Raw genomic sequence first — 25653 nt, 5'->3', positions numbered from 1 at the left:
CACGGGGGGCGGGGGGCGCACCCGACGCCGTGCCGCTTCACCCGGCGCTTCCATAGACTGGCGGGCATGACTTCCGCCCCGCCCGAGTCCGCCGCCCCTCGTCGCCCCCGCGTGCACATCGTCTCCCTGAGGCGCACCGGGGCCTCCGAGACGGCGGTGCAGCGGGTCGCCGGGGTGCTCGCCGAAGCGTTCTCGACCGATCCCTTCACGACGGCCCTGCTGCCGGACGGCCGGCACGTCGACCGGTTGACGGGGAAGTTCACGGGCATGATCCGCGATCTGCTCGGCCCCGATGACGACGGCCGGGACAAGGGTGCGGTCGACGTCGCGCTCGATCCGCAGGACGGCTCGGTGCTCGGCGTCGCCCTGTGGGACCGTCCCGGCCACTCCGAGCCGAACTGGAAGGACCGCCTCGGCACCGTCCAGTCCTATGTGCGCACGCACGGCCTCAAGGCGTGGGACGCGCTGCGCACCACGGCCGCATGCGACAAGGTGCGGCCCTCTGAGCCGCACTGGTACCTGATGGAACTAGGCACCACCCCGGCCGCGCGGGGCCGCGGCGTGGGCTCGTCGCTGGTGAACTACCGCCTGCGCCACGCCCGTCGTGACCGGGTCGGCGTCTACCTCGAATCCTCGACGCGGGACAACGTGCCCTTCTACGAGAAGCTCGGCTTCGAGGAGGTCGGCATGATCGAGACGAAGGGCACCAACGACCTGACCGCCATGTGGCAGCAGGAGGGCTGAGGCGGATGCGCCACCCCGTCCCGGACTATCTGCACAGCCTGCTCGAGAGCCTCGAGTCGGTGCGCGAGGGCGAGGTCGCCCAGTACATTCCCACGCTCGCCACCGCCGAGCCTGACCGCTTCGGCGTCGCCCTGGCCACCGTGACCGGTCGCCTGCACTCGGCGGGAGACGACCAGACCGAGTTCACCATTCAGTCGATCTCCAAACCGTTCTCCTATGCGGCCGCGCTCTCCGATCGCGGCGTCGACGCGGTGGACGAGATGGTCGGCCTGAACCCCTCCGGCGAGGCGTTCAACGAGCTCTCCCTCGAAGAGGACTCGCACCGTCCCGACAACGCGATGATCAATGCGGGGGCCCTGGCCACGCATCAGCTGCTCGTCGGCCCGTATGCCGGGCGGCAGGAGCGGATCGACCGGTTCGTCGACCTGATGAGCCTGCTGGCCGGCCGCTCACTGCGCATCGACCGGGAGTCCTACGAGGCCGAGATGGACACCGCGGACCGCAACCTCGCGCTCGGCCACATGCTGCGCAGCCACGGGATCATCCACGACCGCGCCGAGGACGTCGTCGCCGGCTACATCGCGCAGTGCTCGGTGCTCGTCACTGTGCGCGATCTCGCCGTGATGGGTGCGTGCCTGGCTTCCGGCGGGGTCCACCCGATCTCGGGCGAGCGCGTGCTGCCCTCGCTCGTGACCCGCCAGGTGATGTCCGTGATGTCGTCGTCGGGCATGTACGACGCGGCCGGCGAGTGGCTGGCCAATGTCGGGATCCCCGCGAAGTCCGGCGTCGCCGGCGGTCTGCTCGGCGCGCTGCCCGGACAGGTCGGCATCGGTGTGTTCTCGCCGCGGCTGGATGAGCACGGCAACTCGGTGCGCGGCGTCGAGGTCTGCCGCCGCATGTCTGAGGACCTGCGCCTGCACATCATGGAGGCCGACGCGCTCGGCGCGACCGTCGTGCGCTTCGTGCGTCGCGAGGGCGCCTGCATGCACCTGCATCTGCAGGGCGTGATCCGTTTCGGCGGGGCCGAGGCCGTGCTCGCCGCCATGGAGGGCCTGGGCACCGGCGAGCACCGTCCGGAGGACTGGGAGTGGGACGCCACCGCCTACCCCGATGGGGACGACTGCGCCGTCGAGGTCGAGGCCGGGGTCGAGCGCCCCGCCGCGGCCGAGGTGGGAGACGGCGACGACGAGATCGCCGAGATCGTGCTCAATCTCGAGCGGGTCGACCGGATCACGCCGGTCGGGCGGCGGCTCATCTGGGAGGGTGTGCGCCGCCTCGAGGCCGACGGGGTCACCGTGACCCTGCAGGATCCCGACGCCGTGCTGGAGGCCTGAGCGCCGCCGCGGACGACCGCCCGGTGTTCCTCGTCTCGACCCCTTCAGTTCACCTGACGTTCATGCAATGATGGGCCTTCGCACGCGCGTCCGACCCGCCCGCAGCTGCCTCCGGCCGACCGGCCGGCACCGCCCGGCGAGTGTCCGCGCCCCCGAGACCTCCATCTGTCAGGACCCCGCCCATGAACGTCACCACCCCCCGCGTCAGCCTGCCCGCTGCGCTGCGCTCGCTCATCCGACGCTCGCAGCAGACCACCCCGGTCCGGGCGGTGCCTCTGGCGCGCGCCGCCTGGCTCGGCGCCGGCACCCTGCCGCTGCTGGGCTGCCTGACCTCGTTCTCGATCGGCGCGTCCAAGGCGACCACCCCGATCCCCGGCGTCTCCTACCGCGGCGGCTTCGAGGCCGGCTGGCGGCATGCGGTGAATCAGCCCGCGTACTTCACCTGGATGTCCAATGCGCTCGTCGCCGCGACGTCCCTGACGCTCGCCGCCCGGCGTGAGGCGCCGTCGGCGGACTCGTTCTGGGCCGCCCGCACGGCGGGCCTGGGCTCGGTCATGATCACGGGCATCGTCTACAACTCGGTGCTGCGCGGCGCCGAGCAGGGGACCGCGCTGTATCGGTTCAACGACACCGTGCAGCACATCGTGAACCCCGTCCTGGCGCCGCTGGTGTGGGCCCTGTTCGACCCGCGCGGGCAGATCACCGGCCGCCGTGTCCGCCTCGGCGCCGCGATCCCGCTGGCCTGGGCGACGATGACGATGGCCCGCGGTCCGCGCATCGACTGGTACCCGTACCCGTTCCTCGACGTCGCCCGCCTCGGCCGCCGGACGGTCGGGCTGACCCTCTCCGGAATCCTCGCGGTGTTCCTCTCCATGACCGCGAGCCTCGGTCTGCTCGACCGCCGCCTGGCCGGCTGACGGGTCGTCACCGATCGCGCCGTGCCTCCCACTCGGGCCGCAGCATCGACATCATGTGCAGGTCCACCCAGCCCTCGTCGAGGCGGAGGGAGTCCCGCAGCGTGCCCTCGAGCACGAATCCGAGCTTCTCGTACACGTGCTTGGCCCGGGGGTTGTGGTCGTACACCTCGAGGGCCACGCGGTGCAGGCCGACCGTGTCGAAGGCGTGGGCCAGCGCGAGCTCGATGGCGCGGGGGCCGAGCCCGCGGTCCGTCTCGCCCGCGATCCACAGGCGCATCCCGCACGCGAGGTTCTTGTGGTCCAGATCCAGCAGCAGGATCTCGCCGACCACACGCCCGCGCTCCTGGATGACCCACACCGCGCGGTCCTCCGCGATGGACCAGTCCTCGTAGATCTCCTCGAGCTGCGCCGGCGCGATCTCCTTCTCCTCCTCGCCGTTGGCGAGGCGGTCGGCGCGCGCACTGTTCTGGATGCTGCCGGTCAGCAGCATGACGTCACGGTCGTGCATGAGGGTGCGCAGCACCTCGGCGTGCTCCCCGGTGGCCGGGACGAGGGTCAGCCCGCCCTCGCGCAGGACGGGCACCTCATAGAAGCCGATCCGCGGGGTGCGGCCGGTCTTCAGGTCTGCGTCGATGACCGCCTGGGCCTGCTCCTGGGTGATCTCCGCGGGCAGGTCCGACGCCTCGACGCCCCGCCGGGCGCCGTCGGCGGCGGCCTGACGGGTCACCGGGAGCCGCCGAAGGCCTGCGCGAGCGGAGTCTGCCCGTCGACGAATTCGATCTGGCGGCGCACCGTGGCCGGCTCGGCCAGCGCCGTGACGATCGCCCGCGCCACGTTGCCGCGCGAGGTCTCGGCCGCCGGGCCGCCCTGCTCGGCGGGGGTCGGGTCCACCGTGACCCGCCCGGTGGGCTCGGCGTCGGTCAGCAGGGCCGGGCCCAGGATCGTCCAGTCCAGGTCCGTGCCCCGCAGGTGCTCGTCCGCCTCGGCCTTCGCCTGGGCGTAGGTGTGGAACGGGTCGTCGGCGGGGACCCCGTGCTTCAGGGAGGCGCCCAGGTAGGACACCATCACGTAGCGGCGCACGCCCGCGTCCGCGGCGGCGCGCATCGAGGCGATCGCCGCGTCGTGGTCCACCGCACGGGTCCGCTCGGGCGCGCTGCCGGCGCCGGCGCCGGCGGAGAACACGACGGCGTCCATGCCGGTCATCGCCTCGGCCAGGCGTGTCTCGTCGGCGTGCTCGACGTCCAGCACGAGCGCGGTGGCGCCCGTGGCCTCCACGTCATGGGTGTGCTCCGGGTTGCGGATCACCGAGGTGACCTCGTGGCCGGCCTCGGTCAGCAGTGGGGCGGCCTGCAGCGCCACCTTGCCGTGACCGCCGATCAGCAGAATGCGGGACATCGTCGTGCTCCTTCCGTGGTCGTCGGGGCGGTCGGGTGCGCCGCCCGTCGGGCCTCAGGGTACGCGGCCGGCCCGGTGAGCAAAGCCCTCGACGGTCGGCTCCTCGGCGAATGACGACCGGCTGACCCGGGCCGACGCGCGGCGACGCGCTACCGTGTCCGGTGTGAATCAGCACCAGCAGAACCCCCTGTCCTCGTCCACCGCGAACCGGACCGAGCGCGGGACGGCATCGTCGCGGGCCACGGATGAGCACGGGGCGCGCGTCGCGTCGATGTTCGACGCGATCGCGAGCCGCTACGACCTGATGAACGCCGTCATGACCTGGGGGCAGGAGCCGAGGTTCGTCCGGCACACGGTGACCCGGGCGAACATCCCCGACGGTGCGCGAGTGCTGGACCTGGCCACCGGCACCGGCGACATCGCCCGCGAGGTCCTGCGTCAGCACCCCGACGCGCAGGTCGTCGGAGCGGACATCGCCGCCGAGATGATGCAGGTCGGTCGCGCCCGGGAGCACGGGGACCGCATCGAGTGGGTCGAGGCCGACGCGATGGACCTGCCCTTCGAGGATGAGTCCTTCGACGCGATCACTCACGGCTACCTGTTGCGCAACGTGGCGGACATCCCGGCGACGCTGGCCGAGCAGTTCCGCGTGCTGCGCCCCGGCGGCTGGGTCGCGATGCTCGAGACCTCGCCCGCCCCGAAGAACATCGTCAGGCCGTTCTCGACGGCATACATCAAGCACGTCGTACCCGCGATCGCGCGCCTCATCGCGGACGACCCGGACGCGTACGAGTACCTCAGCGCGTCCTCGAGGGCCTTCAAGACCCCGGCTGAGGTAGAGTCCCTGCTGTCTGCTCGCGGCTTCCTGAACATTGGCCATGAGACGCATTTGTTCGGCACACTTGCGATCCACTGGGCCATGAAGCCGGTCTCCGCCTGACTCCGCCCCGTGCCGGAGCGCGGCGACCCGGTCTCCCCGGGAGGCCGCCGTCCCCTGAAGGAGTCACCCGTGAGCGATACCTCGAGCATCAGCGCTCCATCGTCCCTGGCGGACCTCAAGGAGGTGCTGCCCAAGATCACCCACCCGGACGGGCGGCCGGTGCGCGCACTCGTCGTCGACGACGAGCCGATGATCGCCGATCTGATCTCCATGGGCCTGTCCATGTGCGGCTGGGAGGTCCTCGTCGCGCACGACGGGGAGAGCGCCGTGGAGAAAGGCCGCGAACAGCGGCCGGACGTGGCCGTGCTGGACATCATGCTCCCGGGCATCGACGGGCTCGAGGTGCTGGAGCGGCTCCGCGCGCACTGGAACGACCTGCCGGCGATGTTCCTGACCGCCAAGGACGCCGCGGACGACCGGATCGCCGGCCTGGCCGCCGGCGGCGACGACTACGTCACGAAGCCCTTCGCCATGGAAGAGGTGCTGATCCGCCTGCACCGCCTCGTGCAGCGCTCCGGCCTGCTCGCCGAGGACTCCGAGACCCTCGTGGTCGGTGATCTGGTGATGAACACGCGCACCCGCGAGGTCACCCGCGGCGGCGACCCGATCGATCTCACCGCGACGCAGTTCAAGCTGCTGCGGTACATGATGGTCAACGTGCGCACCGTGCTCTCGAAGGCCCAGCTGCTGGACCAGGTGTGGGGCTTCGACTTCGGCGGGCGTGCCAACATCGTCGAGCTGTACATCTCCTACCTGCGCAAGAAGATCGACGCCGATCGCGCGCCCATGATCCACACCGTCCGCGGCGCGGGGTATGTCATCCGTCCCGCCTGAGCCGACGGCCTGGCGCACGAGGCGCCGCCGGCAGCCGCACTCGCTGGAGAAGAAGCTCGTCGGCGGTCTGATCATGATCACGCTGGTCGTCGTGGCGGCCCACGGGCTGCTCTCCCAGCACCTGATGTCCACCTCGATCACGCTGCGCACCGAGCAGACGCTGAACGACGCGTGGCAGCGTGCGCAGTGGCAGATCTCCGCGCAGGCCGGCGGGTCGGTCTCCATGGGCGCCCCGCTGACCGCCCGCGGCGCCGACCTGCTGCTGCCCAGCTCGAAGGGGCACGACGCGGGCACCCTGGTCGGCCTGCTGCCGCTCGAAGGCAAATCCTCGTCCCCGGGGGCGGACGCGTGGCAGCTGCCGGTCGAGGCGTTCATTGTCGACGAGCACGGAGACCAGCGGGACCTCGACGACGACGAGCGCCACGCTCTGTACTCGGCGATCGCCGGCGGCGACCCGGAGACTCCGACCCGCCTCGAGGTGCACGACGAGTCCTATCTGGTGCGCTGGGGAGGCCTCGACCTGGACACGCGGTACGCCGCGCCCGACGCCCTGCTGGTGGTCGGCGTCTCGGCGGGACGCGACGCGGCGATCGAAGAGCTCTCGCGTCAGTGGCTGATCGGCATGGTGATCGCGATGGTCCTCGTGCTCGCCGGCGGGGCACGCTGGTGGGTTCGGCGCAGCCTGCGCGGGCTGGCCACCGTCACACAGCAGGCGGAGGCGGTAGCTCGCCTGCCGATGGCGCGGGGGACGGTGGATCTGCGCGAGCACCGCATCCCCGAGGGGGTCGCCACCGGCTCGGGCGAGATCGGCGTGATGGGCGAGGCGCTGAACACCATGATCGACTCGGTCGACGACGCCCTGGTCGAGCGTGAGGAGACCGATCGGCGACTGCGTCGGTTCGTGGCGGACGCTTCGCATGAGCTGCGCACGCCCCTGGCCTCGATGCGCGGGTATGCGGACATGCTCGCCCTCACCGAACCGCTGACGCCGAAGGGTCAGGAGTCGTTGGCGCGCGTGCGTGCGCAGACCGATCGGATGTCCGCCCTGGTCGAGGACATGCTGCTGCTGGCCCGGCTCGACCGGATCGCCATGAGTGATTCGCCTACCACGGCGGACACGGGTGAGCGGGTGCGTGTCGATGTGGGCGAGCTCGTGCTCGAGGCCGTGCAGGACGCCCGGGCAGCTTCGCCGGAGCACCGCTGGAAGGTCGACGTGGGCGACGAGGTCCTCGAGACCGGCGCCGAGGTGCTCGCGGACCGGTCCCAGCTGGAGCGAGTGCTCGCGAACCTGCTGTCCAACGCGGCCAAGCACACACCGGCCGGCACGAACGTCACGGTGCACGTCGACCGGGACGCGCTCGAGCCGTGCGAGGACCGCGAGTGCCCCGCGGTGCGGATCGTCGTGCATGACGACGGCCACGGCATTCCGGAAGAGGTGATGCCCCGGCTGTTCGACCGCTTCGTGCGCGGCAGCGCGGGCCGGACGTCGACGGAGGGCTCCACGGGCCTGGGACTGTCGATCGTGAAGGCCGTGATCCAGGCGCACGGCGGCCGCATCCAGGTCAGCTCCGTTCCGGGGGACACGCGGTTCGTGGCGGTGCTGCCCGCCTGCGAGTAGGCCCGGCGCGGCGGGGCTCGGTCCAGCGGGGCCGGGCGGGGCGTCAGCGCATCGCGTCGGCGCAGGAGAGCACGGCCTCGGTCAGCCGATCGAGCGAGCCGGGCCCGGAGCTCCAGCGCTGCCAGAACAGCGGCACATCGACGGAATCCAGCGTGGGCAGCACCATCAGGTCCGGGTGGGTGCCCGCGGCGACGGTGTCCGAGATCTGCGAGGCCGGGAGCATGCCCCAGCCCAGGCCGCGGGTCACGGCGTGCAGGTAGCCGGCGACGGACGGGATCACGTGGTGCGGCGGCGAGCCCAGCGCCGCGTGGGCGAGCACGCGGTGCTGCAGCGAGTCGCGCGGTCCGTAATTCACCACCGGCATGCGAGTCAGGTCTGGGCGGCCCAGCGAGTCCGCGTGCAGTTCGGCGAGGAATCGCGTGGCCACCGGGTGGTAGCGCATCGTCCCCAGCGGCACGGCGACGCAGCCGGAGACCGGCTCCGGGGTCGCCGTCACCGCGCCCATGACGGTGCCCTCACGCAGCAGCGTGGCGGTGTGGGCCTGGTCCTCGGCATGCACGGTGAGCGCGACGTCGTCCCAGGTGGCGGCGCGCTGCAGCACGCCCAGGAACCAGGTCTCGAGGGAATCAGCGTTGACGGCGACCGGCATCGGCGTGCGCCCGGTGCGGCCCACGCCGAGCGCGGACAGCGTCTCGTCCTCCAGGGCGATCGACTGTCGGGCCAGGCGCAGCAGATGTTCGCCAGCGTCGGTGGCCGAAACGGGCACCGTGCGGCGCAGCAGGGGCTGGCCGATGTGCCGTTCGAGGGCACGGATGCGTTGGGAGAACGCGGAACCGGAGATGCGCAAGGAGTCCGCCGCGGCGTCGAAGGTGCCGTGGTCGACGGCCGCGGCGAGGGCGCGCAGATGGTCCGAGTTCATGGGCTCAGGGTAGCGCGGGGCATCTGAAGGGACCCTTCATCTGGTGAAGGATTCTGTTCTGGAGAAGGAACTGAGGGGTTCCTACCCTCGACGCGTGACAATCTTCGCCTCCGGTTTCTTCACGTACCTCGCCCTCGTCGTCGCCATCGGCGCGCAGACCCTGTTCCTGCTGCGCCAGGTGGTGCGCGGCGATCGCGTGCTGCTCTCGCTCGGCATCTGCTTCGTGGCGGACATGGCGTTGATCATCGGCGGCGTCCTCGGCCTCGGTGCGCTCACCGAGCGGGTGCCGTGGCTCGTCACCGCCCTGACGGTCGCGGGCGTCGCCTATCTGCTGTGGTTCGCCGCGTCCTCGTTCCGCTCCGCCTGGAAGGGGGAGACGACGCTGACCTCGGCCGCCACGGACGCCGCCGAGCACGACCCCGCGGCCGCGCCTGACGCCGTCGACCTCGGCCTGATGACCGGCGAGCTGCCCGTGATCGACGGGGAGATGCTGCGCCAGTACCGGGCTCGCGAGGCCGCGCCCGAGCCCATGATGAGCGCACGTGGCGGCCCCGGCGTGGAGCCGGGCGCGGGCCGGAGCGGCACAGATCGGGATGGGGCCGATCGTGGCGTGGCCGTGAAGTCCCGGGTGCGACGGGCTTCGCCGCGGACGTCCCGGGCCGAGCGTCGAGAGCCGGTGACCCGCATGGGCATGCCGATGACCCCCGTCGGCAAGATCTGGGCGCTGTGTCTGTCGGTGTCGCTGCTGAACCCGCACGCGATCCTCGACACCGTCGTGATGCTGCCCACCATCGCCTACACCTACGGCGAGGGCATGGCCACGTTCATGATCGGCTCGATGGTCGCCTCGGCCGTGTGGTTCGTCGTGCTCGGGTGGGGCGGAACGAAACTGGCGCCGCTGATGAACACCCCGCGCATGTGGCGCATCGTGGACACGATCGTCGGGGTGCTCATGGTGGGGATCGCCGTGAAGATCGGCCTCGGCCTGCTCTGAGGCGGGCCGGCTGCAACTGGAGGACCCACCCCCGATCGTGCCGGGCCCAGCCCTCGATCGTTCCGGGTTGACTTATGGCGCCTGGAAGGGGCGTTGGACGTCATAACTCAACCCGGAGCGTGTCGGCGCGGTGCGGCAGGATGGGCTGCATGAGTGAAGCACCGCTGATCCGCGTCTCGGCCGTCGTCGTCTCCCGCCCGGACGGGCAGGTGCTGACCGTCCGCAAGGCGGGCACGGGAATGTTCATGTTCCCCGGCGGCAAGCCCGAACCGGGGGAGAGCGCGGTGCAAGCGGCGGTGCGTGAGCTTGCCGAAGAGATCGGGATGCAGGTGCGCGAGGACGAGCTGCGCCCGCTCGGCGCGTGGCGGACTCGCGCCGCGAACGAGGCTGGCGCCCGCTTGCACGCCGAGGTGTTCGCCCTGACCCGGGATGTCGACGCCGTGGGGATCCCCGCGCCCGCGGCCGAGATCGCGGCGCTGCACTGGACTGATCCCGCCGCGCCGGAGGCCCCCGGGGCCGACGGGCGGATCGGCGCAGACGCGATCGCCCCGCTGCTGCACGAGGTGCTGCCGGCGCTGTAGGTGTGCCGGGCACGCTGTCTCCCGCCTCGCCCCGGGGCTTGTCCTGCCGGGCCGGTGCTCTCTCCGCACCACTAGGCTTGCCCGGTGAGCTCCCTGCTGCGCATCCTCCGCTTCGCACCCCAGCTGAACCCGTTGTACCTCGGCATCGCGGCGTCCGCCGTCCTGGCCGCCCTGTTGGCGCTGGCCACCCCGTTCATCATCGGGGCCGCGACCGATCGGATCGTGGATGCGGTCGCCGGGCGCACCTCGGTCTCCGACGCGGTCACGTCCGTGGTCTGGCTGGCCCTGGCCTTTCTCGCGGCCGAGGTCGCCGCGACCGCCGTTGTGAGCGTCGGCGGGTACTGGGGTGACGTCATGGCTGCCCGCATGCGCCGGATCCTCTCGAGCCGTTACTACGACCACCTGCTGCACCTGCCGCAGCGGTACTTCGACACGACGCTGACCGGGCGGATCGTCAGCCGGCTGAACCGCTCGATCACCGAGCTGACGCAGTTCCTGCAGTTCTTCTCGAACAACGCGTTCACCATGCTCATCACGACGGCCGCGGTCCTGGTGATCTCGGCGTTCTACTGGTGGCCGCTGGCGGTGCTGCTGGCCGTCGTCTTCCCCGTGTACATGTGGCTGACGGCGAAGACCTCCACCCGCTGGCAGGTGTGGGAGGGGCAGAAGAACGCCCGCGTGGACACCGCGTCCGGGCGGTTCGCGGAGGTTGTCGCGCAGATGCCGGTGGTCCGCGCGTACAACCAGCAGCGCACGGAGCTGGTCGGCTTCGAGGAGCGGTTCGACGAGGCGGTGGCCCTCACCCGGGAGCAGTCGCGGTTCTGGCACATGATGGACGCGTGGCGACGGCTCGCCTTGAACGCCGTGTTCGGTGCCCTGTACCTGCTGATTTTCATCCGCACCGCCCAGGGCGAGTTCTCCGTCGGGGACATGGTGATCCTGATCCAGCTGATGGCCATGGCCCGTCAGCCCGTGATGAGCATGAGCTACCTGGTGGACTCCGCGCAGCGAGCGGTCGCCGGGTCGAAGGACTATTTCGAGGTGCTCGAACAGCCGCGCGAGCGCACCGACGGGCGGGCGCTGCCGGCGGGCGCAGGCGAGCCGGCCGTGCGTTTCCGCGACGTCACGTTCGCCTACGACGCGGACGCCGAGCGGCCCGTCCTGGACGGCGTGAGCTTCGACGTGCACGCGGGGCGGAAGATCGCGTTCGTCGGCGAGTCCGGCGGCGGCAAGTCGACCGTCACGAACCTGCTGATGGGCCTGTACCCGGCCGGAGCGGGCGCGGTGGAGGTGTTCGGGCAGGACGTCGCGCAGACGGACCTGGCGGCGCTGCGCGCGTTGATCGCCACGGTCTTCCAGGAGCCGCATCTGTTCTCCGGGACGGTCCGCGAGAACATCGCCTACGCCCGGCCGGACGCGACGGACGCCGAGGTGCGCGCCGCCGCGAAGGCCGCCTACGCCGACGGGTTCATCGAAGCGTTCGACGACGGCTACGACCAGGTGATCGGGGAGCGGGGCCTGCGGCTCTCCGGCGGCCAGAAGCAGCGCATCGCGGTGGCGCGGGCCGTGCTCAAGGACGCGCCGATCCTGGTGCTCGACGAGGCGACGTCCGCGCTGGACACGAAGTCCGAGCGGCTCGTGCAGGCCGCGCTCGAGGACCTCATGGTCGGGCGGACGAGCCTGATCGTCGCGCACCGGCTCTCCACGATTCGCTCCGTGGATACGATCGTGACGTTGCGCGGCGGACGCGTCGAGGAGATCGGCGCGCCCGATGAGCTGGCCGAGTCTGGAGGCATCTACGCCCAGCTGCTGCAGCTACAGCAGGCCGGGACGAAGGAGGCGAAGAAGATGCTGAGGGAGTACGGGATCCTCGGCTGAGCCGCCCGGCTGCCTGAGACTCCCGCGCCGCGGCCACTTTTCGCGATCCATACTGCGCGAATGACCCTTCTGAGCCCCTCGGACGCGCTGAGAAGGGTCGTTTGCGCAGTACAGACGTCGTGCGATCCACCGTCGTCGATCTCATCCCGCAGGACGACGCGCCCGCCTCGCCGCCTCCTTAGACTCAGGCGCATGAACCCGGTCCGCCGCCTCGACGCGTTCGCGCGCGCCCATCCCGTCGTGGTGGACTCGCTCACCGCGTTCCTGCTGTGGGTGCCGTTCGGGTTCGGCATGCTCGTCGTGTTCGCCTCGACACCGGAGTACTACCCGGAGCGGCCGTGGGCGTTCCACCCGGTCACCGTGTTCGTGCTGAGCACCCTGTTGATCGCCCCGTGGTCCGTCCGCCGGGTCCGCCCGGTGGCCTCGGCCGCAGTCGTTGTCGCGGCGGGTCTCGGGGTCTTGGTCATTGGCCCGGAGATGCTGCCGGCGATGGTCGTCGTGCCGATGACCGTGCACAACCTGGCCGTCCGCGCCCCGCGCTGGGCGTCGCTCACGGGGCTGGCCGTCGGGCTCGTCGCCTCGCTCGCACAGGGTGCGAAGATCGCATTCTTCGCCGTAATCTTCCCGAGCCCGGAACCCCACTCTTCGGCGCCGCTGTACGGCGACGGCATCGCGATGATGCTGCTGTGCTCCCTCATGGTCCTCGCGGCGTGGGCGTTCGGGGACCTCGCCCGCACCCGCCGCCTGACCATGGAGGCCCTCGCGGAGCGTGCTCGCCGCCTCGAGCGGGAGGCCGCCCAAGAGCGGGCGCTCGCCGCCGCGGACGAACGCAGCCACATCGCGCGCGAGATGCATGACATCGTCGCCCACTCGCTGCAGGTGATCATCTCCCAGGCCGACGGGGGTCGGTACGCGGCGGCGGCGCAGCCCGAGCTCGCGGCGCAGACGCTCGGTACGATCGGGCAGACCGGCCGCACGGCCCTGGCCGAGATGCGTCAGCTGCTCGGCGTCCTGCGCGCTCCTCAGGATGACGGCGCGGCCGGGCGGGAGCCGGAGGAGGCGGGGCCGGGCGTCGGTGTTGCTTCGGTCGTGCACCGTCCGCAGCCGCAGCTGTCCGACCTCGACGAGCTGCTCGAGACGATGCGCCTGGCTGGGCTCGAGGCCACGCTTGCGTGGGACGGAGCTGCCCGTCGGGACCTGCCCGCCGGCGGCGAGCTGGCCGCGTACCGCACTGTGCAGGAGGCGCTCACGAACACTCTGCGCCATGGCGGCCCGGCTGCCCGTGCCGACGTGCGCCTCGCCTGGACGCCCCGTGGGCTGGACATCACCGTCGACGACGACGGCCGTGGCGCAGCGGCGGACCCGGCGACGCGCGGCTCCGGTCAGGGGCTGCGTGGACTGGCGGAACGTGTGCGCCTGTTCGACGGCACCGCCGAAGCCGGCCCCCGCTCCGACGGCGGCTTCCGCGTCCACGCGTTTCTGCCGTATCGCGATGTCTAGACCCGCCACCGAGAGGACACCATGACCGCCCCCGACCCCGATTCCGGTTCGGCTCCCGAATGCGAGACCGCTCCCGGCGCCGCGGCCCGGACCGAGACCGGCTCTGCGCCGATCCGTGTCGCCCTCGTCGACGACCAGCAGCTGATCCGCTCGGGTCTGTCCATGCTGATCGACTCGCAGCCGGACCTGTCCGTGGTCGCGGAAGCGGCGAGCGGGCGCGATGCGGCAGCCTCCCCGGCGGTGTGCTCGGCAGACGTCGTACTCATGGACGTGCGCATGCCGCACATGGACGGCATCGCGGCCACGCGGGCGCTGTTGGAGCGGACGGCGCCGCCGCGTGTCGTCGTGCTGACCACCTTCGACCTCGACGAGTACGCGCTCGAGGCCATCGAGGCCGGCGCGTCGGGCTTCCTGCTCAAGGACGCCCCGCCCGAGGAGCTGCTCGCAGCGGTGCGCACGGTGCACCGGGGCGACGCGGTGATCGCGCCGTCGACGACCCGGCGGCTGCTGACCCACATGGCGCCTCGGCTGCGCGCGGAGAGCGAGCGGGAGACCGGCCATTCCGACCAGAGGCGGGCGGTGGAGTCCTTGACGCCGCGCGAGCGCGAGGTGCTCGAGCGGATGGCCGACGGGCAGTCGAACCAGGACATCGCCGCGGGGCTGTTCCTCTCCGAGGCGACCGTGAAGACGCATGTGGGGCGGGTGCTCGCGAAGCTCGGGGTGCGTGACCGGGTGCAGGCCGTGGTGCTCGCGTACCGGACCGGGGTCGTGCACCCCTAGGGCCCTCGCGCCTCGCTCTCCCTGTTGCGTGGTCACTTTCTGCCGGAACTGGGCCCCGACAGCGGCAGAAAGTGACCACGCAACGGTGGCGGTGGGGAGGCATGGGCCCTCACGCGACGGGAGGCCGCTCGCCAGGTCAGTCGATCCGCCGCACCACGCGATAGTGCCAACCGTCCTGGACGTGCCGGCCGCGCGGTCGTTGTCGGTCCGGGTCCCATCCCTGGGTCGGGAGCACTGAGGCCACGCGTCCGTCTCGCACATTGAGGATGCGGGGCCGGTCGGAGCCGTCGGTCAGCAATACCCAGACGCGACCCCGAAGCATGTCCTGGGCGCGTTCGCCGCCGCTGACGCTGCCGGTCAAAAGATCGGCGAGTCTGCTCCGGTGAGCCTCGGACCGGCGGAGCAGGAAAGCGGCTTCCCCGGGCTTGCGGGCGTCCTGGACGGCCTGCCGGGCGGCATGGTTCATAGATGGGTCCTCACGCTCAGGACAGTGGCTCGTCGGCCAGTGTACGGGGACGTTCTGCCATGGCTGCGTGGTCACGTTCTGCCGGAACTCGGCGCCAACAGCGGCAGAAAGTGACCACACAACGGTGGTGGGGCAGCGACGGCGCCTGCCTCACCGCCCGGAGGGGACCGGCTCATACTCCGGTATGACGCCGCGGCACCCCGGCCCATCCTCGCGCCCGATCCGCCGCGGCCGTCGCCGGAGAAGCATGATCTCCATGAGTCATTCCTCCGCGTATCCCTCACCCACCTCGTCCTCATCGGCGCCCGCCTCACCCGCAGACATGCCCTCCGAACCCCTCCCGCACCGCCTCTCGACCCTCCCCGCGGCCCCGGCCGTCACGGCCCGCGACGTCGTGAAGACCTACGGCCGCGGCGACACCGAAGTCCACGCCCTGCGCGGAGTCTCCGTGGAGGTGCGACGCGGCGAGTTCGTCGCGATCATGGGCCCCTCCGGCTCGGGCAAGTCCACGCTCATGCACTGCCTCGCCGGCCTCGACGCCCCCACCTCCGGCTCGATCCTGCTCGGCGACACCGAGCTCGTCGGCCTGCCCGACGCCCGCCTCACCGCCCTGCGCCGCGAGCGCGTGGGCTTCGTGTTCCAGGCGTTCAACCTCGTCCCCACGCTCACGGCCGAGCAGAACATCCTGCTGCCGCTCGAGCTCGCCGGCGCCGCCCCGGACCGGGCGTGGATGGACGAGATCGTCCGCATCCTCGGCCTCGAGCAGCGCCTGCGCCACCGTCCGCACGAGCTCTCCGGCGGCCAGCAGCAGCGCGTCGCGGTTGCCCGCGCCCTGCTCACCCGCCCCGACGTGATCTTCGGAGATGAGCCCACCGGCAACCTCGACACCGCCTCGGGCACCGAGGTGCTCGCCCTGCTGCGCCGCTGCGCCCGCGACATGGGGCAGACGATCATCATGGTCACGCACGACCCCGTCGCGGCCGCCTCCGCCGACCGCGTGCTCATGCTCGCCGACGGCGCTCTCGTCGGGCAGCTGCGCAAGCCGACCGCCGACGCCGTGGCCGAGGCCCTCACGCGCGTGAGCGCGGGTGAGTCGCTGTGAATGCCCCGATGCAGCGGCTGGCCCTGTCCCAGCTGAAGACCCAGCCGCGCCGGTACGTCTCGCTCGTGCTGGCGATCCTGATCGGCACGGCGTTCCTGGCCGCCTCCTTCCTGGTCGGCGCGTCGAGCCAGGCGACCATGACGCACTCGATGGGCTCGGCCTACGCGAACGCGGACCTCGTGGTCCTCCCTGACGACGAGGCGGCCATCCCCGACGAGGGTGCCTCCGAGCAAGACCTGCCAGCCTCGATGCGGCTGCCGCAGCTGGCCGGAACTCCGGCCGCGCCTGGGCCGATCGGGGCGGTCGACGGCGTGGCCGAGGCCTATGCGGGCACTCAGGAGTATGTGGAGATCGGTCCGAAGGGCGAGGGCGGCATGCTGCTGCCGATGCCCCAGCACACTGAGCTGACCGGCGTCGAGGCCCAGGCCGGCCGGTTCCCCGCGTGGGACGCCGACGATGAGGTCGCCCTCGACGCTGCCACCGCCGAACGCCTCGACGTGCAGGTCGGCGACGAGCTGCGCGTAGGCCGGCCCGGCGGCGAGACGGTGACCGCGCGGGTGGTCGGCCTGAGCGCGCAGACCGTGAACCCACTGCTCTCCGCCATGCCGCAGGTGTGGTCCGGTCACGGCGTCCGCGAGGTCGTGGCGGCGCCGGCTGGAGGTGACGGTGCTAGCTCCGCGGCCGCGAACGAGCTGCAGATCGCGCTCGCCGAGGGCGCCGATGCCGCGCAGGTCCGCGCGGACGTCGAGAAGGTGCTCGCCGACGAGTCCGTCTCTGCGACCGTTTCGACGCCCGACGAGGCCGTGCGCGAGCGCGTCGCCGACATGGCCGGGGCGAATGTCATGGGTTGGGTGCTCGGCGGGTTCGCCGTGCTGGCCCTGCTGGTGACCGGCCTGGTCATCGCCAATACGTTCCAGGTGCTCGTCGCCCAGCGCACCCGCGAGTCCGCGCTGCTGCGCACCCTCGGGGCGACCGCGGCTCAGGTGCGGCGCGGCGTGCTGGCCGAGGCGGCGGTCGTCGGGCTCGTCGGCTCGGTGCTCGGCGCGGGCCTCGCGGTCGGGCTGACGGCCGGGCTGATCGCCGCCGTCCGGACGATGCCCGAGAGCTCCACCGCTCGCTTCGGCATGTCCTGGACGGGGCTGGGCGTCGCGGTGGCCGTCGGCGTGCTCGTCACGGTGCTCGCGGCCCTGCGCCCGGCGATCGCCGCGACCCGCGTCAGTCCCGTGCAGGCGATGCAGCCGCGGCAGCAGGTCACCGCGGACTCGAGCGTGGGCCGACTGCGCCTGGTTGTCGGCTTCGTGCTGGCCCTGGGCGGCGGGGCCCTCATGGTGGCCGGAGCGCTGAACCAGTGGCCGCTGCCGGCCATCGGCGGGGGCGCCCTGAGCTTCCTCGGCGTGCTGCTGCTGACCGGGCTGTTCGTGCCCGCCGCGGTGAAGGCCGCCTCGGTGCTCGCCCGCCCCGCCGGGGTGCCGGGCCGGCTGGCCGGGCTGAACGCGGTGCGCCAGCGATCGCGCACGGCGGCGACGGCGTCCGCGTTGCTGATCGGCACGACGCTCGTCACCCTCTTCTTGGTAGGCGGCCGCACCGCCCAGGACCAGCTGGACACCCTCCTCGACGAGCAGTACCCCGTGGACCTCACCGTGCAGGCGCAAGAGGACGCGGACCTGCCCGAGCTCGTGCGTCAGGCGCGGGACGTTGCGGGTGTGGAGACGGTCGCCGCCGCCTGGGCGGTCGGCGAGACCAATGACGGGATGCCGGTGTACGCGGTCGAGCCCGAGGAGCTGCGGGATGTGGTGGGCGCGGTCGCCGCTGAGGACCGGGACCGGCTCGGCGCGGCCGGCACCGTGCTCTCGGGCGAGCCGAGCGGGGAGCCGGTGCGCGTCGACGTCGCCGGTCGGGCGCGCGAGTTCGCGTCGGTCTCGGCCGGGTCCTTCGGGGAGGCGGTGTACATGACGGTGGCGGACGCCGAGGCGCTGGGCTGGTCGCGGGACGACGCGGCGACCCCGCATGACGGGACGGCGAGCGAGGGCGGTGCGGCGACGTCGCAGGTGATGCTCGCCCTCGACCCGGACGTCAAGGGAGGTGACCTGCGCACGCTCGTCGACCGGGTCGGTGCGATCGACGGACTGCAGGCCGACGCTCTGGGCGGCGGAGCGCCGGAGCGGTCGATGTACGCGCAGATGGTCGACATGGTCATGTGGATCGTCGTGGCGCTGCTCGCGGTGTCCGTGCTGATCGCGCTGATCGGCGTCGCGAACACCCTGAGCCTGTCGACGATCGAGCGGACGCGCGAGAACTCTCTGCTGCGGGCGCTCGGCCTGAGCCGGGGCGGGCTGCGGCGGATGATCGCCATCGAGGCTGTGCTGATCGCCGCGGTCGCCGCTCTGCTGGGCGTCGCGCTTGGCGGGTTCTACGGGTGGGCCGGTTCGCAGCTCGTGCTCGGCGGGATCACCGAGCAGATGCAGGCCGGGGCGCTCGTGCCTGTGTCCGTCCCGTGGGTCGAGCTGGGAGCCGTCGTGCTCGTGGCCGGGCTCGCCGGGCTGACGGCCTCGCTGCTGCCGTCACGACGGGCCACGCGCCTGAGCCCCGTGGCGGGGATGGCGAGCATGTGAGCAGGCCAGGCGTGAGGAGGCGCGTGGGTGCGGAGGTGACGCTCCCGATGCTCGCCTCTGTACTGCGTGAATGTTCTGTACTGCGCAAACGACCCTTCTGAGCTTCTCGGACGCGCTGAGAAGGGTCGTTTGCGCAGTATGGATCGGAGGCGGGTGCGAGGCGGGGCGGCCACGGGGCGGCGGAGAGCGGAGACGAGGAACACGCCTGACGGTGTTCCCGCGCTCCACTCCTGCACCTGTGGACACCGCCTCCGCTCGGCATGGGGCGGCGCCACGATGGGCCGTATGCGAGTCCCCGGAGAACTCCCGGCGCCCCTGCGCGCCAGTCCGTTCACCCCGGCCGATGCCCGACGGCACGGGGTGAGTCGCTCGCGCCTGCGCAGCGCCGACGTCGAGAGGCTCGAACGCGGGCTGTACCGCTGGCGCGGGCCGGGCACCGCCGCGTCGCCGACCGAGCTCGACCGGCTTCGCCGCATCGTCCGGCGGATACCCCATACAGTCGTCACAGGTCCGTCGGCGGCTCGACTGCACGGGTGGCCTCTGCCGCGCCGCCTCGAGCAGAGCGCGCTGCTCACCGTTGTCCGGCCACGGGGCACGCGCGCGCCCGCAGCGCCGGACGTGTGCACGCGCCTGACGCATCCATCCCGCGTGCGTCTGCTCGCCCCACCTGCGCTGTCGACCGGCGCGGCCACCTCGATCGTCCCGGCGGCCTCGGCGCGAATGGGCGGGGGCGGCCCCTACGGACTGCCGCTGCTGGTCGACGACCACGGCGTCCTGGAGGCCGGTCCGCTGCGGGGCCTGCGGCTGGCCAGCCACGCGGACGTGTGGTTCCACCTCGCGACGTGGCTGACGCAGGCCGAGCTCGTGGTCGTCGCCGACCACCTGGTGCACACCCACAGGAAGCGGCAGCCGATCCTGCCGTGGACCACCGTTGACGAGCTGCGGGTGGCGGTCGAGCGGCACCGGGGAGAACCCGGCGTCGTGCGGGCGCGGGCCGCGCTCTCCCGGGTGCGCGACGGGGCGGATTCGCCGCCGGAGACCGAGCTGCGGCTCGCGTTTGAGGAGGCGGGGCTGCCTGAGCCAGCCCTGCAGGTCGAGGTGTGGGACCCCGCGTACTCGTACGACGAGCCGGCGACCGCGGACCTCGGTTTCCCGGCGGCGAGGATCGCGATCCAGTACGAGGGCGTGCACCACGATGACCCGGTGCAGGTGCGGCGGGACACCCGTCGCGACGCGGCGTTCCAGCGGCAGGGCTGGCTCGTCATCCGGGTGGCGGCGTCGGACCGGGCGGCCGGGTTCCGCGAGACGATCGGCCTCGTACGCCGGGCGCTGGCGGAGCGGTCGCCGCGGTGAGCGGGGGTGTCGCCGCGCAGGGGCTCGACGCGGTGGGACGACGATCTGTACTGCGTGAACGGTCTGTACTGCGTGAAAGGTCTGTACTGCGCAAACGACCCTTCTCAGGGCCGAAACCTGGCTGAGAAGGGTCGTTTGCGCAGTATGGATCGTGGCCGTGGCCGTGGCCGTGGCCGTGGCCGTGGCCGTGGCCGTGGCCGTGGGTGTGAGCGTGGGAGCGGGCGCGACGCACGGTGCGACGCAGGGCCGCCGCGCGTCAGCCCCCGCGCACCGCCTCCCGCCAGCGCAGGGCCTTGCCGGTGCGCAGGATCGACCGCTCGTACACGTGCGCCGCGAACCACACGGCCGCCGCGGTCGCGACCACCAGCAGCGCTGCGGACAGCACGTGCTCCCACGCCTGCCCCTGCCCGAGGAACACGCGCAGCGGCACCGCCACGGGCGCGCAGAACGGCACGAAGCTCATGATCCGCAGCGCGTCGGGGTCGTCGTTGAACGCGATGACGGCGAAGTACGGGATCATCACCATCAGCACGACCGGCATCGAGGCCTGCCCCACGTCCTCCTGCCGGGAGACGAGTGAGGCCGCGGCGGCGTACAGGGCGGCGATCATCACGAACCCGACTCCGAACAGCCCGACGAACCACACGAGCGGCAGGCCGAGACCGTCGAGCGGCAAGACGTCCCCGTTGACCTGCATGCCCAGCAGCACCGCCCCGGCGACCATCGCGACCTGCCCCAGGGCCATCGCCGAGTTGCCGACGACCTTGCCGGCCATGATGGCGCGGGCGGGCACGGCCGTCATGAGGATCTCGACGATGCGCGACTGCTTCTCCTCGATCACCGACACCGCGATCTGCTGCCCGTAGGTGATCGCGACCATGAAGAACACGACGCCGAAGCCGAACGAGATGAAATACCGCAGGGCCGGGTCTGGTGCGTCCGGGTCGAGGACCTCGAGGGACGGGGCGGTCGACAGCGCCTCGGCCAGGCCTGTGGGTGCGTCCGTCAGCCCGACAACCGCGACGCCGGCCGGGCTCGCCTCGTCGGGCACGACAGCTGAGTCCACGTCCTCGGCGCGCACGGCGTCGCGGGCGGCGGCCACCGAGTCGAGGACCACCGGCGTGTAGCCGTCGAGTGCCTCGACGGCCTCGCGGCTCTGCGCGGTGACCGCGACGCGGCTGGTTTCGTCATCCCCGAACAGGTCGCCCAGGCGGGGCAGCAGCAGGACCGCGGCGAGCACGCCCGCCAGCAGCAGGCCCGTGGTCACGACGAACGCCTTCGACGTCACCTTCACCCGGATCTCTCGGGCGGCGACGATTCCGACCGCCTGCCAGAACGACGTGCGGGGGCGGGCGGGCGTGCGGTTGAGGGCATCGGTGTTCATCGGGTGGCCTCCGTGAAGATCTCGTGCAGGGTGCGGGTGACAGGGCCGAACGCGTGCACCCCGCCACGGGCGGCGGCCTCGCGCAGCACGGCCTGGGCGGTGGCCTCGTCAGCGGTGAAGCGGACGTGCCCGCCGTCGAGGAACGTGGCCTCGACTCGGTCGACAGCGCGGACCCACCCGGCGTCAGTCGCCGCGCGCAGCTCCCACTCGTGGCCGGCGTGGGCGGCCAGCAGGTCGTCGCGGGTGCCCGCGGCGCGGACGCGACCGTCGGCGAGGATCACGAGCTCGTCGCAGAGGCGCTCGACGACGTCGAGCTGGTGGGAGGAGAACAGCACCGGCACGCCGGTGTCCGCGGTCTCGCGCAGCACGGCCAGGGTCGTGTCGACGGCGTGCGGGTCGAGCCCGGAGAACGGCTCATCGAGGACGAGGGCGACCGGGTCGTGCACGAGCGCCGCGGCCACCTGGGCCCGCTGCTGGTTGCCGAGGGAGAGCTCCTCGAGCCTGTCCTTCGCGCGGGCGCCGAGGTCGAGACGCTCGAGCAGCGCTGTCGCTCGGCGCCGGGCGTCCGCGACGGTGAGCCCCCGCAGCTGCGCAAGGAAGACGAGCTGGTCGAGCACCGGCATCTTCGGGTACAGGCCGCGCTCCTCGGGCATGTAGCCGATGCCGGAGCGGTACTGCGCGTCGATCGGGGTGCCGTCGACGGTGATCTCGCCCGCGTCGTGGTCGAGCACGCCGAGCAGGATGCGCATGGTGGTGGTCTTGCCGGCGCCGTTGCCGCCGACGAAGCCGGTCATGAGGCCGGGACGGATGTCGAAGCTCAGGCCCTTCAGGACGTGGGCCGTCGAGGCGCCCGTCCCGAAGGATTTGTGCAGGTCTCTCACGCGGATCATGGACGTCAGCGTAGGAACGTCAGACGGGGCGGCGGATCCGTCGCGGGACGGGGATTCGCGGCCTCCGTCGTGAGGGGGAGGTGCGGGTCACTCAGCCGGCCAGGCCGTGCTCGAACGCCCAGATCACCGCGTGCACCCGGTCGCGCACGCCGAGCTTCATCAGCACGTTGGACACGTGCGTCTTGACGGTCGCCTCACCGACGAAGAGCTCGCCTGCGATCTCCGCGTTCGACAGGCCGCGGGCCACCAGGCGCAGCGTCTCGGTCTCGCGGGCCGTGAGCGGCGGGACCGGTCCCGGCGCAGTGCGGCCGGCCGACGCGGAGCCTGCCACAGGTGCGGCCGGTTGCGGCCCGGTCGGCGCACCCCCGGCCGGCGCCGACCCTGTCGCCGCATCATGGTCCGGCGGTCCGCTCGCCGCGTCGCCGGAGGGCACCCCCACTACCCGGCCGAGCACGCGGCGGGTGACGGCGGGGTCGAGCAACGCGTCCCCGCGGCCGAGCACGCGCACCGCGTCGATGAGCTCCTCGGGCCCGGCAGACTTGAGCAGGAACCCGGACGCGCCCGCGTCGAGGGTGTCGAACAGGAAGTCGTCCCGGTCGAACGTCGTCAGGATCAGCACCGCGGCCTCGGAGCCGGAGGCGATGATCGACCGCGTCGCCTCGATCCCGTCCATGCCGGGCATCTGCACGTCCATGCAGACCACGTCGGGGGCCAGCTGGCGCACCAGCGGCAGCGCGGCCGTCCCGTCACCGGCCTCTCCGACCACCTCAATGTCCTCCGCCGAGCCGAGGATCGCGGCGAACCCGACGCGGATCAGCGGCTGATCGTCCACCAGCAACACGCGGATGCTCATGCTCGGCCCCCCTCGTCGTCCCTCGGAGGCTCATGGGCGACCGTCGCCCGGACGAGCCAGCCGCCGTCGGGCTTGGGCCCGGCTTCGAGTCCGCCGCCGACCGAGTCCATGCCCTCGCGCATGCCGACCAGACCCATGCGGGTCCCCGCCGTCGGGGTGGCGGCGCAGCCGCGGCCGTCGTCGGAGACTTCGACCTCCGTCCGCGTCGGCTCGAGGCGCAGCCGCACGACGACGTCCGCGCGCGGGCCGGCGTGCTTGCGCGCGTTCGTGAGCCCCTCCTGCGCCACGCGGAAGAGCGCCAGCTGCGCGGCCCGAGCCGGCAGCGCGCCCGGGCCGTCGACGGCATCGACGTGCACGGGCCGAGCGTCGACCCGCTCGAACCGGACCCTCTGGCCGCCCAGGGCGTCCGCCTCGGCGACGAGCGCGGGCAGGTCATCGAGGCACGGCAGGGACTCCGCGGAGGCGTCGTCGTCGCGCAGCGTGTGGACCATCGTCTGCAGCTCCTGCACCGCCGACCGGGACGACGCCTCCACGTGCCGCAGATGCTCCGCGGCCTCGCCGGGGGCGCGGTCGATCAGCATGCGCGCGGCTCCAGCCTGCACACCCATCGCGGTGACGTGATGGGCGACGACGTCATGCAGCTCCCGGGCGATGCGCAGCCGCTCGAGGCGGACGGCTTGTTCCTGCAGCTGGCCCTGCTGCGCGCGGATCTCGGCGTGCGCGGCCGCGAGATGCTGCCGTTCGATCGCCTGCGCCCACGAGCGGTCACCGAACATCCACGCACCGGTGAAGTAGGCGATGTTCGTGAGCGTCATGATCGCCGTGAACGCCAGGTACGCGTTGACGCCGCGCTCGCCGGTGTCCGGGTCGTGGAAGCCGTCGACGAACGAGTAGAGCAGCCACAGCGTCATGACGACGACGATGCCGGTGCGGGTGAGGAACGCACGGCGGCGGTCGGGACACCATGCGCCGATCGAGTAGACGCCGAGGAACAGGACCACCTGGCTTGCGTAGGGCTCGAGGCCCAGGAGCACCGCGACGGTGACGTACGCGAGGGAGACGAGGACACCGACGAGCAGCGGCCGACTGCGACGCCATGCGAGCACGAGCGAGGTCGCGGCGGCCGCGGCGGCCGAGGTGTGCACGGAGTGCTTCGGGTCGATCGTCCCGACGAAGTCCGCGAGGTAGGTCAGCTCGATGCTCGCCAGTGCCAGTATGCCGGCGACGATCCAGTCGGTGCGGCGCCAGGTCGGGGGCAGGGCGCGGGCGGAGGCGGGCATGCCGGTGAGCCTAGTGCGTGGGCGTGTGCGCCGCCTCCGTCGCGCGGGGGAGATGCCCGTTCACCGGGGAGTGTCGGATCTGTACTGCGCAAACGACCCTTCTCAGGGCCGAAAACCGGCTGAGAAGGGTCGTTTGCGCAGTATGGACGTCGCTGGGGTGCGGGGCCGGGGCCGGCACGAGGCTGCTGCGGCCGTCCCGCGTCAGAGCGGCTGGTTCAGCTGGAAGGTCGCGCCGGCCGGGTCCGCCACGGTGGTGACACGGCCGAACGGCGAGTCCATCGGGCCGTCGAGCACGCGGCCGCCGTGCTTCTCGATCGTCGCGAGCGCCGCCGGCGTGTCCGCCACCTGGAAGTACACGCGCCAGTAGCTCGGGGTGCCCTCGGGCAGCCACGCGCTCGCATCGCACAGGCCCGCGGTCGCGTGCTCGCCGGCGAAGTTCGTGGCGTAGCGCGGCATGTCACCGGCGGCGTCCGCGTCGTCCGACGCGCCAGCTGCCCCCTGGCCGGTCTCGTCGTCACCTGCCTCGTCACCGCCCGTCGCGGTCTCTCCCGTCGGGCCCATCGGCGCGACGTCCCAGCCGGCCACCTGCCGGTAGAACTCGGCGTCGGCGTCGTAGTCGGTGCTCATGACCTCGAACCACACGGACGTGCCCTCGGCCAGCGGCAGGTCGTGGCCGGTGAACTCGCCGGGCTGCCAGAAGCCGACCGCCTCGCCGCCGGCGCTCATCGCGAGGGCCATACGCCCGAGGGAGCCGACGCCCATCGGCTCGACGACGACCTGGCCACCGTGCTCACGGGTCGCGGCAGCGGTCGCGTCGATGTCGTCAGTCTTCAGGTACACGCTCCACGCTGCGGGCTGAGCGGGCTCGCCGGTGTGGGCTGCGGTGAGGTCGGCATCCATGGCGCCGCCGATGACGTGGTCGCCCGCGCGGATCATGCAGTAGTGGCCGAACTCCTCGCCTTGGTCCTCGAAGCTCCAGCCGAACAGCTCGGAGTAGAAGGCTTTCTGGCGGGCGAAATTGGCGGCGGTGTAGTCGATCCAGACGGGGGAGCCGGTGCCGATGCGCGGTGTGTGGGGCGTGTTCTCGCTCATGGGCGACAGCGTAGGCCCGGTCCGGACGCGGCGGAACGGCGCGGGTGCGCGACGGCGCGGCGCCACCGCGCGCGTCGAATCTGTCACGTTCGTCGATCTGTGTCGGTCTGTGTCGATCTGTACTGCGCAAACGACCCTTCTGAGCCCCTCGGACGCGCTGAGAAGGGTCGTTTGCGCAGTATGGATC

General features: G+C 72.1%; 23 protein-coding genes. 14 read left to right on the top strand and 9 right to left on the bottom strand.

All coding sequences use genetic code 11. The annotated features are described in order from the left end of the window. Positions 1-66: 66 nt before the first annotated feature. The 3 genes from HDA30_RS08215 to HDA30_RS08205 all read left to right on the top strand — a co-directional run bounded on the left by HDA30_RS08215 (position 67) and on the right by HDA30_RS08205 (position 2995). Positions 67-744 (top strand): GNAT family N-acetyltransferase, encoded by a 678-nt coding sequence (locus HDA30_RS08215; RefSeq protein WP_184241749.1) that lies wholly within the window; start codon positions 67-69, stop codon positions 742-744. A 5-nt stretch (positions 745-749) separates the two neighbouring features. Next, the gene (gene glsA / locus HDA30_RS08210; protein ID WP_184241747.1) at positions 750-2078 is read left to right on the top strand and encodes a glutaminase A; all 1329 of its coding nucleotides are present in this window, start codon (positions 750-752) and stop codon (positions 2076-2078) included. A 182-nt stretch (positions 2079-2260) separates the two neighbouring features. Beyond that, the gene (locus tag HDA30_RS08205; protein WP_184241745.1) at positions 2261-2995 is read left to right on the top strand and encodes a Pr6Pr family membrane protein; all 735 of its coding nucleotides are present in this window, start codon (positions 2261-2263) and stop codon (positions 2993-2995) included. A 7-nt stretch (positions 2996-3002) separates the two neighbouring features. Here HDA30_RS08205 and HDA30_RS08200 read toward each other — a convergent pair whose 3' ends face one another. Both HDA30_RS08200 and HDA30_RS08195 read right to left on the bottom strand, forming a co-directional pair. Beyond that, on the bottom strand, positions 3003-3722 hold the full coding sequence (locus tag HDA30_RS08200) for a GNAT family N-acetyltransferase (protein WP_184241743.1): 720 nt from the start codon (positions 3720-3722) through the stop codon (positions 3003-3005). Further along, positions 3719-4390: an SDR family oxidoreductase gene (locus HDA30_RS08195; RefSeq protein WP_158496267.1), complete on the bottom strand. Its 672-nt coding sequence runs from the start codon at positions 4388-4390 to the stop codon at positions 3719-3721. Before HDA30_RS08195 ends, HDA30_RS08200 begins: the two co-directional genes overlap by 4 nt. Positions 4391-4553: 163 nt before the next feature. Here HDA30_RS08195 and HDA30_RS08190 point away from each other — a divergent pair, with 163 nt between their 5' ends. From HDA30_RS08190 to HDA30_RS08180, 3 genes are all read left to right on the top strand, one after another. Beyond that, positions 4554-5330 (top strand): ubiquinone/menaquinone biosynthesis methyltransferase, encoded by a 777-nt coding sequence (locus HDA30_RS08190; RefSeq protein WP_262337747.1) that lies wholly within the window; start codon positions 4554-4556, stop codon positions 5328-5330. A gap of 69 nt (positions 5331-5399) precedes the next feature. Next, entirely contained in the window at positions 5400-6164 is a 765-nt protein-coding gene (locus tag HDA30_RS08185; RefSeq protein ID WP_343059336.1) for a response regulator transcription factor, read from the top strand. Then, positions 6145-7782: a sensor histidine kinase gene (locus tag HDA30_RS08180; protein ID WP_184241741.1), complete on the top strand. Its 1638-nt coding sequence runs from the start codon at positions 6145-6147 to the stop codon at positions 7780-7782. Before HDA30_RS08185 ends, HDA30_RS08180 begins: the two co-directional genes overlap by 20 nt. Positions 7783-7825: 43 nt before the next feature. On the opposite strand, the gene HDA30_RS08175 is transcribed toward HDA30_RS08180, so the two are convergent. Beyond that, positions 7826-8701, bottom strand: coding sequence for a LysR family transcriptional regulator ArgP (locus HDA30_RS08175; protein WP_158496274.1), 876 nt, complete (start codon positions 8699-8701; stop codon positions 7826-7828). Positions 8702-8795: 94 nt separating this feature from the next. Here HDA30_RS08175 and HDA30_RS08170 point away from each other — a divergent pair, with 94 nt between their 5' ends. The 5 genes from HDA30_RS08170 (at position 8796) to HDA30_RS08150 (ending at position 14434) form a co-directional block, all read left to right on the top strand. Further along, the gene (locus HDA30_RS08170) at positions 8796-9695 is read left to right on the top strand and encodes a LysE family transporter (protein WP_184241739.1); all 900 of its coding nucleotides are present in this window, start codon (positions 8796-8798) and stop codon (positions 9693-9695) included. A gap of 149 nt (positions 9696-9844) precedes the next feature. Continuing rightward, positions 9845-10276: an NUDIX hydrolase gene (locus HDA30_RS08165; protein ID WP_184241737.1), complete on the top strand. Its 432-nt coding sequence runs from the start codon at positions 9845-9847 to the stop codon at positions 10274-10276. A gap of 84 nt (positions 10277-10360) precedes the next feature. Then, a complete protein-coding gene (locus HDA30_RS08160) occupies positions 10361-12154 on the top strand; it encodes an ABC transporter transmembrane domain-containing protein (RefSeq protein WP_184241735.1) in 1794 nt (597 codons plus the stop codon). A gap of 192 nt (positions 12155-12346) precedes the next feature. Beyond that, the gene (locus tag HDA30_RS08155) at positions 12347-13654 is read left to right on the top strand and encodes a sensor histidine kinase (RefSeq protein ID WP_184241733.1); all 1308 of its coding nucleotides are present in this window, start codon (positions 12347-12349) and stop codon (positions 13652-13654) included. Between the two features lie 21 nt (positions 13655-13675). Further along, complete coding sequence (locus tag HDA30_RS08150) at positions 13676-14434, top strand: response regulator (protein WP_158496279.1); 759 nt, start codon at positions 13676-13678, stop codon at positions 14432-14434. A gap of 136 nt (positions 14435-14570) precedes the next feature. Here HDA30_RS08150 and HDA30_RS08145 read toward each other — a convergent pair whose 3' ends face one another. After that, a complete protein-coding gene (locus tag HDA30_RS08145) occupies positions 14571-14900 on the bottom strand; it encodes a hypothetical protein (protein WP_184241732.1) in 330 nt (109 codons plus the stop codon). A 322-nt stretch (positions 14901-15222) separates the two neighbouring features. Between HDA30_RS08145 and HDA30_RS08140 the strand changes: the two genes are divergently transcribed. The 3 genes from HDA30_RS08140 (at position 15223) to HDA30_RS08130 (ending at position 19967) form a co-directional block, all read left to right on the top strand. Then, positions 15223-16002, top strand: a complete 780-nt coding sequence (locus tag HDA30_RS08140) for an ABC transporter ATP-binding protein (protein ID WP_184242446.1) — start codon at positions 15223-15225, stop codon at positions 16000-16002. 8 nt (positions 16003-16010) lie between these two features. Continuing rightward, a complete protein-coding gene (locus HDA30_RS08135; RefSeq protein WP_184241730.1) occupies positions 16011-18614 on the top strand; it encodes an ABC transporter permease in 2604 nt (867 codons plus the stop codon). A 285-nt stretch (positions 18615-18899) separates the two neighbouring features. Then, positions 18900-19967, top strand: a complete 1068-nt coding sequence (locus HDA30_RS08130) for a type IV toxin-antitoxin system AbiEi family antitoxin domain-containing protein (protein ID WP_184241728.1) — start codon at positions 18900-18902, stop codon at positions 19965-19967. A 256-nt stretch (positions 19968-20223) separates the two neighbouring features. Here HDA30_RS08130 and HDA30_RS08125 read toward each other — a convergent pair whose 3' ends face one another. The 5 genes from HDA30_RS08125 to HDA30_RS08105 all read right to left on the bottom strand — a co-directional run bounded on the left by HDA30_RS08125 (position 20224) and on the right by HDA30_RS08105 (position 25466). After that, positions 20224-21351, bottom strand: coding sequence for an ABC transporter permease (locus HDA30_RS08125; protein ID WP_184241727.1), 1128 nt, complete (start codon positions 21349-21351; stop codon positions 20224-20226). Then, entirely contained in the window at positions 21348-22241 is an 894-nt protein-coding gene (locus HDA30_RS08120) for an ABC transporter ATP-binding protein (RefSeq protein WP_184241725.1), read from the bottom strand. The genes HDA30_RS08125 and HDA30_RS08120 overlap by 4 nt, the downstream gene beginning before the upstream one ends. A 91-nt stretch (positions 22242-22332) precedes the next feature. Next, the gene (locus HDA30_RS08115) at positions 22333-23094 is read right to left on the bottom strand and encodes a response regulator (RefSeq protein WP_184241723.1); all 762 of its coding nucleotides are present in this window, start codon (positions 23092-23094) and stop codon (positions 22333-22335) included. Then, complete coding sequence (locus HDA30_RS08110) at positions 23091-24374, bottom strand: sensor histidine kinase (protein WP_184241721.1); 1284 nt, start codon at positions 24372-24374, stop codon at positions 23091-23093. The genes HDA30_RS08115 and HDA30_RS08110 overlap by 4 nt, the downstream gene beginning before the upstream one ends. 201 nt (positions 24375-24575) lie before the next feature. After that, entirely contained in the window at positions 24576-25466 is an 891-nt protein-coding gene (locus HDA30_RS08105) for a VOC family protein (RefSeq protein WP_184241719.1), read from the bottom strand. Positions 25467-25653 lie beyond the last annotated feature (187 nt).

Origin of the sequence: Micrococcus cohnii, assembly GCF_014205175.1 — a bacterium.
Classification (GTDB): domain Bacteria; phylum Actinomycetota; class Actinomycetes; order Actinomycetales; family Micrococcaceae; genus Micrococcus; species Micrococcus cohnii.
Note: the sequence above shows the minus strand (reverse complement) of the source record. Positions and strands in the feature narration are given on the sequence as shown.

Bases quoted from the DNA above. Each gene is read 5' to 3' on its own strand.
- HDA30_RS08215 (WP_184241749.1), top strand. From the start codon at position 67: ATGACTTCCGCCCCGCCCGAGTCCGCCGCCCCTCGTCGCCCCCGCGTG.
- HDA30_RS08110 (WP_184241721.1), bottom strand. From the start codon at position 24,374: ATGCCCGCCTCCGCCCGCGCCCTGCCCCCGACCTGGCGCCGCACCGAC.
- HDA30_RS08205 (WP_184241745.1), top strand. From the start codon at position 2,261: ATGAACGTCACCACCCCCCGCGTCAGCCTGCCCGCTGCGCTGCGCTCG.
- HDA30_RS08175 (WP_158496274.1), bottom strand. From the start codon at position 8,701: ATGAACTCGGACCATCTGCGCGCCCTCGCCGCGGCCGTCGACCACGGC.
- HDA30_RS08115 (WP_184241723.1), bottom strand. From the start codon at position 23,094: ATGAGCATCCGCGTGTTGCTGGTGGACGATCAGCCGCTGATCCGCGTC.
- HDA30_RS08105 (WP_184241719.1), bottom strand. From the start codon at position 25,466: ATGAGCGAGAACACGCCCCACACACCGCGCATCGGCACCGGCTCCCCC.
- glsA (WP_184241747.1), top strand. From the start codon at position 750: ATGCGCCACCCCGTCCCGGACTATCTGCACAGCCTGCTCGAGAGCCTC.
- HDA30_RS08155 (WP_184241733.1), top strand. From the start codon at position 12,347: ATGAACCCGGTCCGCCGCCTCGACGCGTTCGCGCGCGCCCATCCCGTC.
- HDA30_RS08150 (WP_158496279.1), top strand. From the start codon at position 13,676: ATGACCGCCCCCGACCCCGATTCCGGTTCGGCTCCCGAATGCGAGACC.
- HDA30_RS08165 (WP_184241737.1), top strand. From the start codon at position 9,845: ATGAGTGAAGCACCGCTGATCCGCGTCTCGGCCGTCGTCGTCTCCCGC.
- HDA30_RS08120 (WP_184241725.1), bottom strand. From the start codon at position 22,241: ATGATCCGCGTGAGAGACCTGCACAAATCCTTCGGGACGGGCGCCTCG.
- HDA30_RS08135 (WP_184241730.1), top strand. From the start codon at position 16,011: ATGCAGCGGCTGGCCCTGTCCCAGCTGAAGACCCAGCCGCGCCGGTAC.
- HDA30_RS08125 (WP_184241727.1), bottom strand. From the start codon at position 21,351: ATGAACACCGATGCCCTCAACCGCACGCCCGCCCGCCCCCGCACGTCG.
- HDA30_RS08180 (WP_184241741.1), top strand. From the start codon at position 6,145: ATGTCATCCGTCCCGCCTGAGCCGACGGCCTGGCGCACGAGGCGCCGC.
- HDA30_RS08130 (WP_184241728.1), top strand. From the start codon at position 18,900: ATGCGAGTCCCCGGAGAACTCCCGGCGCCCCTGCGCGCCAGTCCGTTC.
- HDA30_RS08195 (WP_158496267.1), bottom strand. From the start codon at position 4,390: ATGTCCCGCATTCTGCTGATCGGCGGTCACGGCAAGGTGGCGCTGCAG.
- HDA30_RS08140 (WP_184242446.1), top strand. From the start codon at position 15,223: ATGCCCTCCGAACCCCTCCCGCACCGCCTCTCGACCCTCCCCGCGGCC.
- HDA30_RS08145 (WP_184241732.1), bottom strand. From the start codon at position 14,900: ATGAACCATGCCGCCCGGCAGGCCGTCCAGGACGCCCGCAAGCCCGGG.